At 69.9% G+C, this 17,401-nt stretch carries 12 protein-coding genes; 1 reads left to right on the forward strand and 11 read right to left on the reverse strand.

The window, feature by feature from the left end:
* Nucleotides 1-578 precede the first annotated feature (578 nt).
* The 10 genes from ACQP2E_RS26640 to ACQP2E_RS26685 all read right to left on the reverse strand — a co-directional run bounded on the left by ACQP2E_RS26640 (nt 579) and on the right by ACQP2E_RS26685 (nt 13,401).
* Nucleotides 579-1,241: a neocarzinostatin apoprotein domain-containing protein gene (locus ACQP2E_RS26640; RefSeq protein ID WP_433825680.1), complete on the reverse strand. Its 663-nt coding sequence runs from the start codon at nt 1,239-1,241 to the stop codon at nt 579-581.
* A gap of 23 nt (nt 1,242-1,264) precedes the next feature.
* On the reverse strand, nt 1,265-4,033 hold the full coding sequence (locus ACQP2E_RS26645) for an ABC transporter permease subunit (protein WP_433825681.1): 2,769 nt from the start codon (nt 4,031-4,033) through the stop codon (nt 1,265-1,267).
* Nucleotides 4,030-4,761: an ABC transporter ATP-binding protein gene (locus ACQP2E_RS26650; protein WP_433825682.1), complete on the reverse strand. Its 732-nt coding sequence runs from the start codon at nt 4,759-4,761 to the stop codon at nt 4,030-4,032. The genes ACQP2E_RS26645 and ACQP2E_RS26650 overlap by 4 nt, the downstream gene beginning before the upstream one ends.
* Nucleotides 4,751-6,082, reverse strand: a complete 1,332-nt coding sequence (locus ACQP2E_RS26655; RefSeq protein WP_433825683.1) for an ABC transporter substrate-binding protein — start codon at nt 6,080-6,082, stop codon at nt 4,751-4,753. The genes ACQP2E_RS26650 and ACQP2E_RS26655 overlap by 11 nt, the downstream gene beginning before the upstream one ends.
* Nucleotides 6,079-7,158, reverse strand: a complete 1,080-nt coding sequence (locus tag ACQP2E_RS26660; protein WP_433825684.1) for a hypothetical protein — start codon at nt 7,156-7,158, stop codon at nt 6,079-6,081. The genes ACQP2E_RS26655 and ACQP2E_RS26660 overlap by 4 nt, the downstream gene beginning before the upstream one ends.
* A 14-nt stretch (nt 7,159-7,172) precedes the next feature.
* Nucleotides 7,173-8,144: a WxL protein peptidoglycan domain-containing protein gene (locus ACQP2E_RS26665; protein ID WP_433825685.1), complete on the reverse strand. Its 972-nt coding sequence runs from the start codon at nt 8,142-8,144 to the stop codon at nt 7,173-7,175.
* Nucleotides 8,145-8,207: 63 nt separating this feature from the next.
* Nucleotides 8,208-9,872, reverse strand: coding sequence for a WxL domain-containing protein (locus ACQP2E_RS26670; RefSeq protein WP_433825686.1), 1,665 nt, complete (start codon nt 9,870-9,872; stop codon nt 8,208-8,210).
* A 178-nt stretch (nt 9,873-10,050) separates the two neighbouring features.
* Entirely contained in the window at nt 10,051-11,448 is a 1,398-nt protein-coding gene (locus tag ACQP2E_RS26675) for an MmgE/PrpD family protein (RefSeq protein WP_433825687.1), read from the reverse strand.
* The gene (locus tag ACQP2E_RS26680; protein ID WP_433825688.1) at nt 11,445-12,212 is read right to left on the reverse strand and encodes a cyclase family protein; all 768 of its coding nucleotides are present in this window, start codon (nt 12,210-12,212) and stop codon (nt 11,445-11,447) included. The genes ACQP2E_RS26675 and ACQP2E_RS26680 overlap by 4 nt, the downstream gene beginning before the upstream one ends.
* A gap of 1 nt (nt 12,213) precedes the next feature.
* Nucleotides 12,214-13,401 carry a CaiB/BaiF CoA transferase family protein gene (locus tag ACQP2E_RS26685; protein WP_433825689.1) on the reverse strand — a complete coding sequence of 396 codons (1,188 nt, stop codon included), beginning with the start codon at nt 13,399-13,401 and terminating at the stop codon, nt 12,214-12,216.
* Nucleotides 13,402-13,477: 76 nt separating this feature from the next.
* Between ACQP2E_RS26685 and ACQP2E_RS26690 the strand changes: the two genes are divergently transcribed.
* Nucleotides 13,478-14,911: a dihydroorotase gene (locus tag ACQP2E_RS26690; RefSeq protein ID WP_433825690.1), complete on the forward strand. Its 1,434-nt coding sequence runs from the start codon at nt 13,478-13,480 to the stop codon at nt 14,909-14,911.
* Nucleotides 14,912-15,402: 491 nt separating this feature from the next.
* Here the strand turns inward: ACQP2E_RS26690 and ACQP2E_RS26695 are convergent, their stop codons facing one another.
* Nucleotides 15,403-17,391 (reverse strand): acyl-CoA dehydrogenase family protein, encoded by a 1,989-nt coding sequence (locus ACQP2E_RS26695; RefSeq protein ID WP_433825691.1) that lies wholly within the window; start codon nt 17,389-17,391, stop codon nt 15,403-15,405.
* Between the last annotated feature and the right edge of the window lie 10 nt (nt 17,392-17,401).

Here is a 17,401-nt window from a genome sequence, read left to right on the forward strand (position 1 = left end):
CCAACCACCCGAAATCGACATGCCACCGATGGCCGTTCCGCAAACTCGTGCACTCGTGGTCGATCAGCCGGCCAAACCGCACAAGATCTCCGAGCGGCACCTCGCACGAAAGAACTGCCACTCCGCCCCGAACCCGATACCGCTCCACAAATGGCGGAACCCGAGCGCAGCCAGATTTATCCAAGATCGTGGAACAACCGGTGTGCGCCTTCGGATCGCGTGGTGAAACTGGGCGCGACGGCTTGCCAGGGACGCGCGCCGACCTCGCCGCAAACAGCATGACGGCCCCGGACGCTAACGCCGTGACGGCCCGGCGTTAGCGTCCGGCCAGAACGTAACGGCCGGCCAGAACGTAACGGCCGGCCAGAACGTAACGGCCGGCCAGAACGTAACGGCCGGCAAGAACGTAACGGCCCGGCCGGTGGGGCGGCCGGGCCGTGGGGAGCACGCGTTTTGTCCGGATCGGGGGTGTGGGACCTGCCCCGCGCAAAGCCGGCCCCACACCCCTGAACCGTCCCTCTGAGGTCCTGCCCCGCGCGGATCGAGAGTGCGGATCGAGAGGGGCGCGAGACAGAGACCTAGTGGAAGCCCGCCATCCGGCGCCGGCGAGCCGGCAGCATGGCCAGCAGACCGAAGCCGGGCAGCAGCAGACCGGTTCCGATCAGTACGACGGTGGCCCACTCCATGCCGGGCCCGGTCTTCGGAAGGGCGTCGTCGTCGGTGGTCGCCGCAGCGGCGGTGGTCGCCGCAGCGGCCGTGGACTTGGTGGAGGCCGGCGTCGTGGCGGCGGCACCGGACGACCCGAAGACGATCTTCACGGAGACCGCGTTGGCCTTCACCGTGGCGTCGTCGTGGGCGGACGGCAGCAGCTGCGCGGCGATGACGCAGCCGTCGGTTCCACACTCCTTGCCGTTGAACGTCTTGGACAGCTTGAGGGTCACCTTCTCGGTCTTGCCGCTGCTGTCGGTCTTGGCGAACACCGCCCCGCCGGCCAGGTTGCAGTCGGTCGGACCGGCCGGATTCTTGACGCACTGGCCGAGCGCGAGGTCGGTCAGGCCCTTGGTGAACCCGGTGCCGGTGACGGTGATCGAGTCGCCGTCTTTGAGACCGGTGGACTTCGAGACCTTCAGACTCGCCTTGGCCGCGGCCGGCGCCGCGGTCACGAACAGGGTGGCACCTGCGCAGAGCAGGCCTGCCGCAACTGCGGCGGCCAGCCGGTTCAGGTGGTGGGAACGGGTCATTCGATACTCCTCCATCAGGGATATCAGCCGGCCGGCTCTCCGGACCGGGCGACGGCAGCCTCGTCGGTGCCGAGATAGGACAGGACGACCGCGGGATGCGAGCGCACCTCGTCGGGCGGACCGGCCGCGATGACGGTTCCGGCGTCCATCGCGATCAGCCGGTCGGCCACCCGGGACAGCAGCGGCAGGTCGTGTTCGATGACCAGCACGGTGGTGCCGAGCTCGTCGCGTACCCGCAGCATCAGCTCGCCGAGGGCGACGCCGTCGGACTGGGTGAGCCCGGACGACGGTTCGTCGAGCAGCAGCAGGCGCGGTTCGAGGGTGAGCAGGCAGCAGAGTTCGACGATCCGGCGGGTGCCGGTGGAGAGCTCGCCGACCGCCCTGCCGGCGAGGTCTTCCAGGCCCATCGCATGCAGCGCCGTCAACGCCCGCTGCGCTTTCGCGATCTCCGGGCGTTCGTCGCCGAGGATGTCGATCACCAGACTCGACGGGATCGCGGACTCGGCGGCGACCATCACGGCCTCACGCACGGTCATCGCCGGGAAGAGCCGGGCATCCTGGAACGATCGCACCAGCCCGGCCCGTGCCCGCCGCTCCGGCGTCCAGCCGGTGATGGTGCGTCCCTGATAGCGGACCGTTCCGCCGTCGGAGCCGGTGAATCCGGCAAGGATCTCGAAGAGCGTGGTCTTGCCGGCGCCGTTCGGCCCGATGATGCCGACGATCTCGCCCTCGGTGATCGTGAACGTGGCGTCCTGCACGGCCCGCACGCCACCGAACGCCCGCCGGATCCCGGCCACCTCGAGCAGCGGCCCGTCCCCGGTGGCGGGCGCCAGCCGCGCGGCCGGCAGGTGGTGAACCCGCCACTGCCCGGGCCTCCCAGTCGCCCTGCCCGACAAATCAGATTTGTCGGGCGAGGGGTGGGGGGTGACGGCCGAGGTGCGCGCCGGTGCCTGCGTCGGCCGCCACGCGCGCACCCGGGAGAGCAAGTCCGCCAGCAGGCCGCCGAGGCCTTCGGGCAGGAAGATCACGACGAGCAGCCAGCCCAGCGTGAGCACCGCCTGCCCAGCGATCCCGAGCGGCAGCAGCGCCGGCAGCCCGACGATCACGAGGGAGCCGAGCAGCGCCCCACCGGTCCGCGACAACCCGCCCACCACCGCGATGGCGACCACGTCGATGCTCGCGGAGGCCGGGAAACTGTTTATCGACAGCTGGGACTGACCGAACCCGATCACCACGCCGCCGAGGCCGGCCAGGGCGCCCGCGACCGCGTACACCTGAAGTTTGCGAACCGGGGCCGCGACAGTGAGTGCTCGCCCGGCCTCCTCGTTGTCGCGCAGAGCGAGCAGGAGACGGCCGAAACCGCCGCGGCGCAGCCGCGCGGTGACCATCCACCCGAGGGCGAGCAGCAGGAGCGCGAACAGGTAGTAGTCGGTGGAGACGCTGACGACGTAGTCGCGCCAGACCGGGTACGGGGTGGTCAGCCCATCGCCGAGCAGGAAGCTCTGCCGTAGCAGCCATCCGCTGGTGGCGAGAGCGAACGCCAGGGTGGTGACGCCGAGCGCCACACCGCGCAGCCGCAGCGCCGGGATGCCGACCAGGGTCGACGCGAGAGCACCGGCCGCGCAGCCGGCGGCCACCCCGACGAGCATGTTGCCGCTGGCCTGTGCGGCCTGGATCGCGGCGGCGGCGCCGATGCCGGCGAACGCGAACTGGCCGAGCGAGAGTTCACCGGCGATGCCGGTCACCAGGATCACCGAGAGGCCGACCAGGGCGTATCCGCAGATCATGGTGAGTACCGAGGCGGTCGAGTTACTGACCACGTACGCCAGGCCGACCCCGGCAACGCCGAGCAGCACCAGCCCGATGCGCGCTCCAGGAGGCGAGGACGCGTCCCAGCGCGGCCATGCGGCGTGCTCGCTGTTGCGGCCGCCGGAGCGTTGCCGCAGCAGCGCGACGAGGATCGCCAGGCCGAGCACCACGTCGACGAACCCGCTGGTCTCCTTGGAGAGCAGCACCTGTTCGAGGACGCCGACGCCGATCGAGGCGATGAACGCTATCGGCAGTGACGCCATCCGGGCGATGACAGCGCCGGCCAGGCCGCGCAGCAGCAGTTGCGGGCCAAGCGACTCGATCGACTGGACGCCCTGGGTGGGTGTCAGCAGGATCGCCGAGAACGCGGCGACACCACCGGCGACGGCCCAGGCCAGGCTGGTCATCATCGGCGCCGGCACTCCGTTGACGGTGGCGGCGTCCGGATGGTCGGCGGCGGCGCGGATCGCGATGCCGTACTTGGTGCGGCGCAGGAAGAACGCGAGCGCGGCCAGCAGCACCGGGGTGAGCACCAGCATCGCGGTGAGCGACGAGCCGACGGCCGTGGTGCCGATGCTGAAGGCGGGCAGGCCGGGCGGTTTCGGATAGGTGGCGCCGGAGAAGCTGTCCCGGTCCACCAGCAGGGCCAGGACCAGGATGAACTGGGACAGGCCGAGGGTGGCGATCATGCCGATCACCCGGGGCCGGCCGTGCAGCCGGCGGACCACGGACATCTCGATGCCGGCGCCGAGCGCACCGGCGACCAGGATGGCGATCGGGAAGGCCATCCAGAACGTGATGCCGTCGGTCAGCTTGGCGAGGACGGCCGCGCCGAAGACACCGACCGCGCCGTGCGCGAAGTTGACGAACTTGCTGGACCGGTAGACCAGCACGATGCCGATGGCGAGCAGCCCGTAGGTCAGGCCGGTGAACATGCCGACGGCGAGCCGGTCGAACCCGAAGTCGTACCCGAGCCAGGTCATTCGGCGTGTCCTCCCAGCACCAGGCGGCGGGCGAGGTCGGGGGTGGCGCGCAGTTCGGCCGGGGTGTGCTCGGCGATGATCGTGCCGTGCTCCATGAAGAGCAGCCGGTCGGCGATCGACATGGCGACGTTCACCGACTGCTCGATGACCAGGGTGGCGACGCCGGCCGCGGCGAGCCTGCGGACCAGTTCGAGCAGACCGCCGACGACGACCGGGGCGAGCCCGAGGGAGAACTCGTCGATCAGCAGCAGGCTGGGCCGCTGGATCAGGGTCTTGGCGAGGACCAGCATCTGCCGTTCGCCGCCGGAGAGGTTCGCGGCCGGCTGGTCGGCGCGGGCGGCCAGCCGCGGGAAGACAGCGAGGGCGCCGTCGACGACGGTGCCGGTCTTGTCGTCGTCCTTGCCGTTCGGGTACGCGTGCAGCCGCAGGTTGTCCCGCACGGTCAGCGATCCGAAAGCCTGCTGCCCGATGACGGTGGACATGCCGAGTTTGACCCGCTTGGCGCCGGACACCGCTGTCACATCCCGCCCGAGCAGGGTGACAGTGCCCGAGGAGGGGCGGTTCAGCCCGCACAGCATCCGGACCAGGGTGGACTTGCCGACGCCGTTGGGACCGCAGAGCGCCACCGTCTCACCACGACGCACGGCCAGGTCGATGTCGAAGAGGATCTGAATGTCTCCGTAGCCGCCGTTGAGCCCGGCGACGTCGAGAACGATGTCACTGTCCAAGGCTGGTCACCGGCCCGGAGTAGGTGAAGCAGGCGCAGTCGTCGGCGAACTTCAGGACCCGGTACGCCGTCCCGGCCGCGTTCCCGCCGCCGAAGTCGCCGAGCCCGGCCGCCGTACTGAAGGTCATGTTCTGTGCCGCCGCACCCCACGCGGCCGCGTTCAGATCGGCGCCGAGGTCCTTCGCGCCGGCCTGCAGCATCAGCGCCGCGTCGCAGTAGGTGAACGCGACCCGGGTGTTCTCCCGCTTGCTGAAGGTGATCCCGGCGTCCGAGTAGATCTTCTGGCAGTTCTTCTCGGCGTCGCTCGCGGGGAACGCCATCTCGCTGTCCGGCACGTCGTACCCGGGCGCGAACCCGACGCCGACCATCCCCTTGAGCGCCGCCGGCGGGATGGTTCCCGGGTTGGACACCATGAAGCTGGGGCTGTCGAAGGTGGAGATGCCGTACTTGGCGGTGTAGCTGATCGCCGCGGCCGAGGTCATGAAGAACGGGGCAATGCGGGCGCCGCCGAGAAAGAAGACCCGGTCGATCTTCTTGCCCCGGAAGTTCACGGCGGCCTGGGAGAGCCCGGAGTTCAGGGTGCCGAGGGACGTCGTGTCGATCCAGGAAACGGTGGGTTCAATTCCTGCTTTTTCCATGAATGGAACGACAATCTCGTCATAAACCGATTTGTTAGCCGGAGTGTCAGCTGCGACAAGGCCGGTCTTGTCCCGCCCGTCGAAAAACTTCTCGCGGGAGAGCACTGCCAGGAAGGACGAAGCAAACGCGTCATACTCCGGGAAGGTCGCCGTCCATAAGTAAGGGGACAAAGCAGAAAAAGTCGATTTGGCATTCGCGATCAGCGTCGCGTCGAGCATCAGGGTCTGCCGCTGGGCGTAACAGGGCCGCGCGTTCGACTGCAGCTGCCCGGTCAGCACCACCGCGAACGCCTGATCATCCTGGGTGATCTGGCTGCACAGCGTGGTCTCGGCGGCCGGCGAGTCGTTGCTCGCCTCGTACTCGCGGTAGACCGCGTCGAGCTTGCGCCCGGCGATGCCGCCGTTGGCGTTGATGTAGGCGGCGAGCGCCTCGACCTGCTCCTTGGGCTTGCCGACGTCGGCGTTGGTGAACCCGGTGAGCGACGCTGTCTTGGTGAGGTCGGTGCCGATGAAGACGACCTTGACGCTGTCCCCGGTGACACCCGGCCCGGCTCCCGCGGCCGAGACCTGCAGGGACGAGCCACCGGGCATCAGGGCGCCGCAGCCGGTGTAGGCCACGATCGCGACGAGCAGAACCGCGCCGAGACGGAAGAGCAGCGGCCCGTCAGGCCTCCGGCGTGTCATGTGGCTTCCTCCATGAGGGAAATGGAGCGCGGGTACCGCCGGGCCAGCACGTGGCCGAGGGCGTCCAGGTCGAGCACCGAGTCGCCGGCGCCGGGACCATTGCCCTGACCGATCAGGGTGCGCAGGTTGTCGAGGCTGAGTTGCGCGCCGGCGTGCCGCCGCAGCCGCCGGGAGCCGGGCGCGTCGTCGAAGACCAGGTAGGCGCCGAGGCTGCCGAGGCGCACCACGGCCGGCAGCATGGCGTCGGCCGGGTTGAGGTCGCGCAGCGCCCGCCGCCGCCCGTACCGTCGCAGGAGTCCCCAGACGATCAGGGAGATGCCAACGGCATTGATCAAAATCAGACCCCATGGGTACGCGTTGTGCGACACCCGCACCGGGGCGAGACCACTGACGTCGGCGCTGACCACGTACGCGCCGAAGGCGGCCAGGGGCAGCTCGACGGGGACGGTGAAGGTGCGGCTCTGACCGGGTGCCAGGTTCTCGACGACCTCCTGATGGAAGATGTTGTCGTCGCCTCCCCCGCCGAGCCGGACCTGGACGGTCGCGCTGGTCAGGGCGACCGCGGTCGGGTTACGCACGGTGTAGGTGAGCTGGAGCCGGTCGCGGGCGCCGAACCAGGCCGCCGAGGTGCCCCCGGTGAGCCGCACCTCCTGGACGGCCAGCTCACGGACGGCGGTGGCTGCCCTCGGGATGGTCCCGACGGCCAGGCCGGTGATGCTGATCGGTAGGTTGACCGGGTCGGTGGTGCCCTGCACCTCGGCGATGTGCACGACGCACGGGCAGTCCTTGGGTGGTGTGCCGATCTGCAGGTCGACGACGAACTTGCCGTCCGCGCGTACCGGGGTGGCCAGGCCGGCCCGGGTGTCGCAGGCCGCGGAGCCGGTCAGGCCGCCTTCGCCGCAGGTGACGAACTGGAGCAGTTTGCCGGGTGTCCAGCCCTCGCCGCTGACCCGGACGGTCTCGCCGGGTTTCGCCACGTTCGCCGACAGGGTGGCGACCAGGCCACTGGCGTGTGCGGCGGTCACCGGTGCCAGGGTGAGAGTGAGCGCGGCGGCGGACAGCAGGAGCTTCCTCATCGGGCGACCTGGAGTCATCGTGCGGCCACCAGGCCGCGCGGGCGGAGCTCACGGGAGCGGGTGCGGCGCCGGATCAGCAGCACGACGGCGGTGATCAGCAGGGCCAGCAGCGCCACGGCGGTCCAGGAGATGACGAGGGTACGTTCCGAGCGCTGGGCGAAGACGTCGCCGTCGGCGCGTACCGCCACCGAGGTGGTGACCACGTCGAGCGGCCAGATGCCGCTCGCGGTCATGGCGAAGGTGCCCTTCGCGCCAGGGATCATGTCGCTGGCCGGTGTCGCGCCGGCCACCTTGATCTTGTGGCCGAACAAGCCGGTCACCTTCACGGTGGCCGCCGGGACCAGGTGCACGTTGCCGACGTTGGCGACGGTGTACTCCAGGTCGCCGCCGGTGAGCGTGGGCAGCAGCAGCGGGCCGACGTTCAGGTCCAGCTCGGGTACGCCCAGACCAGGCACCACGGCACCGGCGACGCGCAGGTAGACCCGGGCCGCGACGGCGCGCTGGATGTTCACGGTGGCACCGTCGGCCTGTGCCGTGGTGCTGGCCGAGGCCTCCATGGCGACGATGCCGCCGACGTGGTCACCGGGTGTGGCGTTGGCCGGCACGTCGATGGTGAAGGGGATGTCCGCACTCGTCCGCGCCGGCACCTCGACGGCTGTGACCTGGGATTTCACCCAGGAGCCGAGGTCCGTCTGCTGGTCGGTGCGTGTCCGGATGGCGAATCCGCCGTTGCGGACGGTGTTGTACGCGTCGGCGCCGTAGATCACGAACGACCGCGGCTTGGCGGTCAGGTTGGTGACCCGGACGGATTCCTTGACCCGCTCGCCGGCGGACGCGTCGAGGAAGAAGTACAGCCGCGGCGTGGGGCCGGGGTTCTTGGCCGGGGTCGGCGTGACCGCCCATTCCCCGTTGCCGGTGGCGGCGGCAGGCGCCGGGGTGAGCAGGACCATCGCTGCTATCACCAGGACGGCCGCGATCTTGCGCATGGTGCTTCCCTCCGTAAGGGTGCGGGTGAGAGGCGGTGGCGGCCGCCTCTCACCCGCAAAGGGTCAGCTCAGAGTGAGAGTGAGCGTCGCCGTGTACGTGCCGGCAAGCTGGATCGCCGGCACCGTGAGGGACAGATCGGCCTTGGCGTCGAACGAGCCGCCGGTGACCGTTCCGGCCGTGCTGGCCGGTCCGGAGCACAGGGTCGCCTCGTTCACCGCGACCGCGGACGATCCCGCGACCGCCACGCTCGCGTTGGTTGCCCCGGTGTGGTCGGTGCACGACGGCGTCCAGGTGAGCGCGCTGGCCGGGATGGTGCCGCCGGGGACACCGGTGAAATCGGTGACCTCCGCGGAGAGTTCCCAGCCGAGGGTGCTGCCCCGGTTGTCGGTCACGTTGATCGCCTGGAGCGAACCGGTCGCGACCTGGGCCTCGCCGTTGAGCGTCACACCCGTGAAGATGATCGTGCTCGAGCCGGTGCCCCGGGACATCGACAGTGACCCACCGGTGACGGTCTCGGAGAGCTCGTACTTGAGGTCACAGTCGCCGGTCGTCGCGTTGCCCTCTTTCGCCGTGCAGGCGTCCGCGGACGCCGTCCACGGTGCCAGGGCGAAGAGGCGGCCGGACACCGCACCGATGTACGCGGTGGCGGTGTCGTTGACAGTGAACGACGAGCTGATCCCACCGGTCGCCGTGGCGGTCGCGGTGACCGTCGCGTCGGTGGTGGCCGGCGGCGGCGGGGCGCCGGTGAGCGCCTGGTAGCCGCCGATGATGACCGCACTGCCCGGGTTCCAGTCGGTGCCCTTGACGGAGATCGCCGTACCGGCGCCGCCGCCCGAGGGCGTGATCGTGACCGTCGGCGTGCCGAGGATCGTGATGGATACCAGGATGGTGTTGGTGCCGTCGGAGATGGCGAGGGTCCGGGTGCCGGTCGTGGGGCCTGCCGGCACCACGATCGATCCGGTGCCCGCACCGTTGGCATCGGTGGAGCCTGTGCCGCTACCTTCGCCGGTACCGCCACCGGAGCTGTCCTTCAGCGACGCCGTGAGGGTGGCGCTGGGTTCGAGCCCGGTGACCGAGAAGTTGATCGTGTTGGTGGCCCGGGCCGCCGTGACGGCGGTCTGGCCGGTGATCGAAGTGATCGTCGCGCCGCCGTCGAAGACGGTGACGTTCTGCACGATCGTGGAGGTGGCCGGAGCCGCCTTGTGGTCCCGGTCGCCCTCACCCGAGCAGTACGTGGACGCCGTGGTGTTGGCGAACTTGACCTGCTTGACGGTGAGCGAGACGGCACCCTGCGCGCCGGCCACGAACGAGCCGGTGGCGGTGAAACCGCCGAGCGGGGTGTACGCCGCGACGGCGCCGGTCGGGTAGTTGGACTGGTTGAGCGTGACCGTCCCGGTCTGGGCACCGGAAATGCCGACCGAGATGCTCACTGGCACCGAACCCGCGGTGAGCGCGACCGGGCCGTTTGTGGAACCTGTCGCCGCGGTGAACGACACGGTCACCGACTGACCCGGCTTCGGCGAGGCCGGATTCGTGGTCAGCGTGTAGGTGTCGGCCCACGTGGTGGGTGAGGTTCCGGTACCGGCGTCACTGAAGTAGATCCGGCACCCGAGGGAGTTGGCGGTAGGCCCGTATGCGGCAGCCGGCGTTTGGACGGCTACGACGCCGGTCAGAGCCAGCGCCGCTCCGGCCGCCACAGCCAGGGCCCTTCGTACGATGTGTTTCATGGTTGGTGCCGCGTCCCCTCTCTCAGATGGGTACGCCTCCGCCGTTGCCGGCCTTGGCGATCTTGCGCGCGGTACACATCCGGTCCCCCTGCTGTTTCCCATTGGGAAACGGCGTTTTCCTTTTGTGTGGGATCAATAAACGCGGTCCGCAACAGGTGTGTCAACCCACCGAGCAGCCTTATTTCGCATCCCGGAACACTGTTTCCCGAGTTGGAAACAGCGCGGAAACCGGGCCACCCGACCCCAGCGCCCACACCGCGTCGGACAGCGCGCCCGCGGCGCCGGCAGAGATGGCACGCGTGGCGTTCCCGGTGAATTTCGCCACCACCTCGGCCGGGCTCAGCGGATGCCCGGGACCGCCACGGGAACTGTCCACACGGTGTTCGAGAAGGACTCCCGCCGTGGTGCAGACGCGCAGCACACCGGCGAAGGCACGGGGGAAAGCGGCGGTCGCGGCCGGGTCGGCGACGACACGCACCTTGGCGGCCAGCTCGAGCCGGCGCGCGTCCAGGCCGGCGAAATCGTCCAGGCCGACACCGAGCCCGGTGCCGCCGGTCAGCGCGATCGCGAGCGTGTACGGACCGGAGAACTTCGCGTGGTACCCGGTGCGTGGTCGCGCCTTCTCGGCCGCCGGCTCGGCGATGGTACGCAGAACCGGCTCGGCCACTCCGAGTTCGATCTCGGCCACGTCGTCCGGATCCAGGCCGGCCGCGATCAGCGCCAGGGCACAGTCGATCCCGGCATGGGTGAAATGGTTCGACGGGTACGGCTTGAAAACCGTCCGCAGCAGCTCCCAGCGCTCACCGAGCCCGTTGGTGACGGCGGCCGCATCGAACCGGCCGGTGTGTGCGGTGAAGAACCCGAACCGGCCTTCCAGGACGGTCGGCGGGCCGGTCAGCCCTTCGGCAGCGAGGGTCGCGGCCACCACCCCGCCGTGCGCGGCCCAGCCGCAGTGCGTCCGTTTCACGCTGCCGCCGGTGCGGTTCGCCTCCAGGACGCCGGCGCCCATCGACACAGCGATCCCGATGGCGTCCGCGATGCGGCCGGCGTCCAGTTCGTAGAGCCGGGCCACCGCCACCGCGGCGCCGATCGTGCCGCAGATCGAGGTGGCGTGCTGCCCGCGCTCGAAGTAGAGGTTCGCGCCGGTCTCCGGGTCGCAGCCGGCCATCCCGAGCCGGTTGGTCACCTCGATGCCGGCGGCGATCGCGGCGATCAGGTCACCAGGCGCGCCGGCCTCCGCAGCGGCGAGCGCGGCCGGCACCACCGAGGCGCTCGGGTGCAGCACCGACGGCAGGTGGGTGTCGTCGTAGTCGAGTGAGTGCGCGAGCGTGCCGTTCACGAACGCGGCGTTCGGCGCCGGCAGCCGGTCGCCGTAACCGAGGACGCTGGATTCGGGCACGCCACCCCAGCGGCGCATCGCCCGGATCGCCGCCGGCCCCGCGTCAGCGTCTTTCTCGGCGTACCCGGCCAGCGCGTTGCCGAGCACGTCGAGGATCCGGGTGGGCACGTCGTCGCGTACCCGGGCCGGCGGATCGATCTTCGCCGCGAACTCACCCAGGTCCTGCGCCAGCGTCACGGAATCACCGCCAGCGGACGCACCGGGCTGCCCGTCGCCCCGACCAGTCTCAGCGGCGCGAGGATGAACTGGAACTCGGTGACGCCGGCGTCGGCCAGTTCGCTGAGCAGCATCGTCTCCACGATGTTGATGCCGGCGTCGACGAGCAGGATCCGGTGCACCGGCAGGCTGGCATGCCCGGCGCCGGGTGCGATGTGCTCGTACGCGATCGTCTCCGCCCCCGTGACGGCGACCTCCCGCTCCACCAGCCATCGCGCGGCGGCTTCTCCCGGACCGGGCACGCCGGTCCGCGTACCCAGGAAGGACGCGCCCTCGCTGAAGCGCCTCGACCAGCCGGTGCCGATCAGGACCGCGTCTCCGGGGTTTATCGAAAGGTCGCCGCAGGCGGCCTCGAGATCCGCGACCGTCACCTCGTAACCCGCGGGAAGCACCTCGGCGCCGTGCACGCGCGCCACGTCGAGGAAGACGCCCCGGCCCACGTACGGCGCGAACTCGTCGATGCCGAGCCGGGCGAAACCGGCGTCGGACTGCACCTCGGCCGCGACGACACCGCCGTGCAGGAGCCCGTCCTGGGAGACGTGCGCGAGCGCGTCGACGTGCGTGCCGACGTGCGTGCCCATGACCAGGACGTCGTTGGCGGCCGAGCCACCGCCGGCCCGGACCATGTCACCGTGCCGGCGCACGAGCGAGTGGTGGTACGCCGGATGGTTCGGTGACTGTGGAATGCCCCGCCGCATCGGCTGGGCGAGATCGAACACCTTCATCTCAGATGACCCCTTCGGCCCTCAGCGCCGCCCGCTGCTCCTCGTCGTAGCCGAGGTCCGCGAGCACATCATCGGTGTCCGCGCCGCGCGGCCGGCCGGTCCAGCGGATCTGTCCGGGTGTGCGCGACATGCGGTACAGCGGGCCGGGCATCCGCACCGGCCCGAGCGTGGGATCCTGCGCGGTCGTCACCGAGTCACGCGCCTGGAACTGGGGGTCGGCGAAGACGTCCGCGATGTCGTAGACCGGGGCGATCGCCGCCTGCGCCTTCTCGAAGGAGTCCTGGACCTCTGTCAGCGGGCGCGAGCCGATCCAGGTGCTCAGCGCCTCGTCCAGCACGTCGGCGTGCGCGGCCCGGCCGACACCGGTGGCGAACCACGGCTCGTCGATCAGCTCAGGGCGCCCGACCAGGTGCATGACCCGCTCGGCGATGGGCTGGGCGCTCGTCGAGACGGCGACCCAGCGGTCGTCGCTGGTGCGATAGGTGTTGCGGGGAGCGTTGTTGACCGATCGGTTACCGGTCCGGCGTTGCACCGTGCCCAGCTGGTCGTAGACCATCGCCTGCATGCCGAGGACGGTGAGCATCGGCTCGACGATGGCGAGGTCGATGACCTGGCCGGGTTCGTGGTGGACGTCCCGGTGGTACAGCGCTGTCATGATCGCCTGGGCGCAGGTGAGCGCGGCGATGCCGTCGGCGAGGCCGAACGGCGGGAGCGTCGGCGGGCCGCCGGGTTCGCCGGTGATCGCCGCGAAGCCGCTCATGGCCTCGGCCAATGTCCCGAAGCCGGGCCGGTGGGAATATGGTCCGAACTGGCCGTATGTGGTCACCCGGGCGATGATCAGTTTCGGGTTGATCTCCTGGAGTGTTTCCGGGCCGAGTCCCCAGCGTTCCAGGGTGCCGGGGCGGAAGTTCTCCACCAGGACATCTGCGTCTTTGATGAGATTTTTTGCTAGTGAAGCGCCTTTTTCACTGCCCAGGTTCAGCGTCAGCGTGCGCTTGTTGCGGCCCAGCATCGTCCACCACAGCGGCACCCCGTCCTTCGACGGACCGTGGCCCCGCGCCGGATCACCCTTCGCCGGATGCTCGATCTTGAGAACGTCGGCGCCGTAGTCGCCGAGAATCGTCGCGGCCAGGGGTCCGGCGAACAGGGTCGACGCGTCGACGACCCGTACGCCCGCAAGAGGGCTCATGACTCACCCTAACCGCTCTGTTCCGTTAAGGGAAACCCCGTTACTGTGTGCGAAACACGTGTAGGAGGTTTGCGGGATGAGCCGTTACGAACTACTGGTACGCGGAGGCACTCTCGTCGTGCCCTACCTGGGAACGATCCGGGCGGACCTCGCCACCAAGGACGGCAAGGTCGCCGCGATCGCCTCCGAGATCTCTGAGGACGAAGCCGAGACGGTGCTGGACGCCACCGGCAAGCTCGTCTTCCCCGGAGCTGTCGACGCCCACTTCCACCTGGGCATTTATCGCCCTCTCGCGACCGACGCCGCCGAGGAGACTCGCTCGTCGCTGGTCGGCGGGGCCACCACGGTGCTGTCCTACTTCCGCACCGGCCAGCACTACCTGAACAAGACCGGCCCCTACGGCGAGATCTTCCCGGAGGTGCTGGACGCCGTCGCCGGCCACGCGTGGACCGATTACGGTTTCCACCTCGCGCCGATGGACACCGCCCAGGTCCGCGAGGTCCCCGACCTCGTCGAGAACAGCGGCGTCAGCTCCTTCAAGTACTACATGTTCTACAAGGGCTTCAACCTCTCGGCCGACTCGCGGGACGCCAAGGCGTTCACCATGAGCGACGAGTACGACCTCGGGCACCTCTACCAGCTCATGGAGTCAGTGGCCGCGGCTAACGCCGCTACGGACCGTCGTGTCTCCCTCTCCCTGCACTGCGAACAGGCCGAATTGATGCGGCTCTTCATCGACCGGGTACGCGGAAACGGCGACCCGCAGACGCTGAAGGCGTACTCCGATGCCCGGCCGCCACTGACCGAGCGTGTCGCCATCGGCGAAGCCACCACGCTTGCCAAGGCCACCGACTGCGCGATCAACCTGCTCCACCTCTCCTCCGGTGAGGCCCTGGCCGCCGCCCGCGAGGCGCGGATCGCGATGCCCGGCGTCGACATGCGCTTCGAGGTGACGCTGCACCACCTGTGCCTCACCCACGAAGAGCTGGACGCACAGGGCGGTTTGGGCGGCAAGGTCAACCCGCCGATCCGCAGCAAGAGCGACAACGACGCTCTCTGGGCCGGCGTCGTCGACGGCACGGTCGGCTGGGTCGCCTCCGACCACGCCTGCTGCCTGGAGCAGGAGAAGGGCGACGAGCTGTGGCCGGCCCTGCCCGGCTTCGGCGGCACCGCCCTGCTGTACCCGATCCTGCTCAGCGAGGGCATGCACAAGCGTGGCCTCTCCCCCGCCCGGGTGGCCGAGCTGGTGTCCGCCAACCCGGCGCGGGCGTACGGCCTGGACGGCCGCAAGGGCAACCTGCTGCCCGGCTACGACGCCGACCTGGCGATCGTCGACCCGGACCTGGAGCAGGAGGTGACGGCCGAGCTGCTGCTCTCCGGACAGGACCACTGCCCCTTCGAGGGCCACAAGGTCCGAGGCTGGCCGGTGGCCACGGTGCTGCGCGGCCAGATCGCGTACCAGAACGGCGAGGTCACCGGTTCCCCCCGAGGCACCTTCGTAGCCCGCTGACCCATCCCGCTGATCCAGACGGGCCGGCCGGCGGATCCCCCTCCCCCGGCCGGCCCGTCTCCAGCGACCTCCGCCCGCCCGAGCAAGGCCCACGGGTCCACGGGTCCACGGGTCCACGGGTCCACGGGTCCACAATCAGGGCCCAGCGTGTTGACTTCGGGTTCAGTGTGTTGATTTAGGGTTCAATCCGCACCCAATGCCGACACCCACCCCACGAAACAGCTGCTGCGTGTTGACTTCAGGTTCGAATCGCACCCCAAATCAACACGCATCGGGGCTACGGCGGAGCCGTGGGCGCCCGGCCTGTGCCCGGTCAATCGGCCGGCGGCACTTCCTCTCACCGAACCGTCACCGAAAGTGTGCGCCCGACGCAGAGTGCCGTCGGGCGCCGCCCGATCTTGGAGCCCGGTGCGTGCTCCGCCCACCACCAGGTTCCACAAAGCCGAACTCTCCACCATTGTGGTGACAGCGCGTCACCCCCCGGCCGGCTGCTAGACGAGGACTGAGCGGACCTCGTCGTCCTCGGTCGCCATGACGTCCTGGCGGTCCGGCTCCTCGCGGAGGATCGCCGCGTTCAGCCACGCGTCCGGGACGGCGAACGCGTCGACCAACGTACGCATCGACGGTCGCAACGAGCGCAGCAGGTCGTTGACCACTCCGGTCACCGCCTTGGAGCGGGCCGGGGTGAGGTGGCCGTGTTCCAGGAACCAGCCCTTGTCAGCCTCGATGACGGTCAGGGCGTAGAGGTCGCAGACCCGGGACAGCAGCGCTGCCGCGTCCGGGTCGGAAGCCCGCTCGATGCCCGCGACGAACGCCTCCAGGGTGATCCGGTCGATGTGCGCGACCGCGGTCTGGATCACGTGGTCCTGTACGTCGTTGAAGATGTCGAACGGCCGGTCCTTCTTGGTGGCCGCGCCGCCGCGCAGGCGCCGGATCGCGCCTTCGAGCAGGTGCTTCTCGCGGAACTCGAACATCTTCAGGTGCCAGCCGCGGTCGGTGACAGCGATGTCCTCGTCGCGGCCGGGTACCGCGCTGACCAGGCGCTGGATAACCGAGCGGGCGGCGGTGCGTTCCAGGACCATCTCGCGTACCTGCTCGGCCACGAACGTGGCGCGGCCCCAGCCGTCGAGCGAGCCGAACGCGTCCCGATAGCCGGTGAGCAGGCCCTTCGCGACCAGTTGCAGCAGCACCGTGTTGTCGCCCTCGAACGTGGTGAACACGTCGGTGTCGGCCTTCAGCCCGGGCAACCGGTTCTCGGCGAGGTATCCGGCGCCGCCGCACGCCTCCCGGCACATCTGGATCGTGCGGGTGGCGTGCCAGGTCTGCATGGCCTTGAGACCGGCGGCCCGGGACTCCAGCTCGCGCTGGCGGTGCTCGTCGACAGAAGCCGCGGCCGAGCCGGACTGCACCTCGGCCAGCGTCGCGACCAGCTCCTCCTGGGCGAAGGTGTACGCGTACGACGTGGCCAGCGCCGGCAGCAGCTTGCGCTGGTGGGCCAGGTAGTCGTTGAGCAGCACCTCGCGCTCGTCACCGGGCCTGGTGAACTGGCGGCGGGCGTCGCCGTACCGGACCGCGATCGTCAGGGCGCTCTTGGTCGCCGCTGAGGCCGCGCCGCCGACCGTGACCCGGCCGCGGACCAGGGTGCCGAGCATCGTGAAGAAGCGCCGGGTGTCGTTCTCGATCGAGCTGGAGTACGCGCCGTCCGCCGCGACCTGGCCGTACCGGTCCAGCAGCATGTCGCGCGGCACGGTCACGTGGTCGAACGAGATCCGGCCGTTGTCGACGCCGAGCAGTCCGGCCTTCGCGCCGGCGTCGCCGATCGTCACGCCGGGCATCGGGTTGCCGCTCTCGTCCCGGATCGGGACCATCCACGCGTGCACCCCGTACCGGCGGCCCTGGGTGATCAGCTGAGCGAAGACCACCGCCATCCGCCCGTCCTTGGCCGCGTTGCCGATGTAGTCCTTGCGCGCGGCCTGATGCGGGGTGTGCAGATCGAACGTCCCGGTCGCCGGGTCGTAGGTGCACGTGGTGCGCAGCTGCTGCACGTCCGAGCCGTGACCGGTCTCGGTCATCGCGAAGCAGCCCGGCAGCGCCACCGTCATGATGTCGCGCAGGTACGCGTCGTGGTGCTTCTTCGTGCCGAGCGCGACCACCGCACCGCCGAACAGGCCCCAGTGCACGCCGGCTTTCACCATGAGCGAGAGGTCGACCTGGGCGAGCATCTCGGCGGCCACCACCGAGCCGCCCTGGTCGCCGGAGCCGCCGTACTCGGACGGGAAAGCGTCGACCACGCCCACGTCGAGGGGGATCTTCCGGATCAAGCCGCTGATCCGGGCACGTGCCTCGGCGCCCGTCTCACCTCCGACGGTGACGAATTCGGGGCCGAGCCCCTCCCGTACTGCCTGGCGCACGTGCGCCCATCGGCCGTCCAGCACGTCCTGGAGACGTGCTGGATCGACCGAGTTCCGCTGACCGCTCATGGCGAGATAT

This window comes from Actinoplanes sp. CA-015351 (assembly GCF_050955685.1).
GTDB lineage: Bacteria > Actinomycetota > Actinomycetes > Mycobacteriales > Micromonosporaceae > Actinoplanes.

Excerpts from the sequence above, each read along its gene's own strand:
- ACQP2E_RS26655 (WP_433825683.1), bottom strand. The coding sequence starts at position 6,082 with ATGACACGCCGGAGGCCTGACGGGCCGCTGCTCTTCCGTCTCGGCGCG.
- ACQP2E_RS26640 (WP_433825680.1), bottom strand. The coding sequence starts at position 1,241 with ATGACCCGTTCCCACCACCTGAACCGGCTGGCCGCCGCAGTTGCGGCA.
- ACQP2E_RS26685 (WP_433825689.1), bottom strand. The coding sequence starts at position 13,401 with ATGAGCCCTCTTGCGGGCGTACGGGTCGTCGACGCGTCGACCCTGTTC.
- ACQP2E_RS26665 (WP_433825685.1), bottom strand. The coding sequence starts at position 8,144 with ATGCGCAAGATCGCGGCCGTCCTGGTGATAGCAGCGATGGTCCTGCTC.
- ACQP2E_RS26690 (WP_433825690.1), top strand. The coding sequence starts at position 13,478 with ATGAGCCGTTACGAACTACTGGTACGCGGAGGCACTCTCGTCGTGCCC.
- ACQP2E_RS26670 (WP_433825686.1), bottom strand. The coding sequence starts at position 9,872 with ATGAAACACATCGTACGAAGGGCCCTGGCTGTGGCGGCCGGAGCGGCG.
- ACQP2E_RS26680 (WP_433825688.1), bottom strand. The coding sequence starts at position 12,212 with ATGAAGGTGTTCGATCTCGCCCAGCCGATGCGGCGGGGCATTCCACAG.
- ACQP2E_RS26645 (WP_433825681.1), bottom strand. The coding sequence starts at position 4,033 with ATGACCTGGCTCGGGTACGACTTCGGGTTCGACCGGCTCGCCGTCGGC.
- ACQP2E_RS26660 (WP_433825684.1), bottom strand. The coding sequence starts at position 7,158 with ATGAGGAAGCTCCTGCTGTCCGCCGCCGCGCTCACTCTCACCCTGGCA.
- ACQP2E_RS26695 (WP_433825691.1), bottom strand. The coding sequence starts at position 17,391 with ATGAGCGGTCAGCGGAACTCGGTCGATCCAGCACGTCTCCAGGACGTG.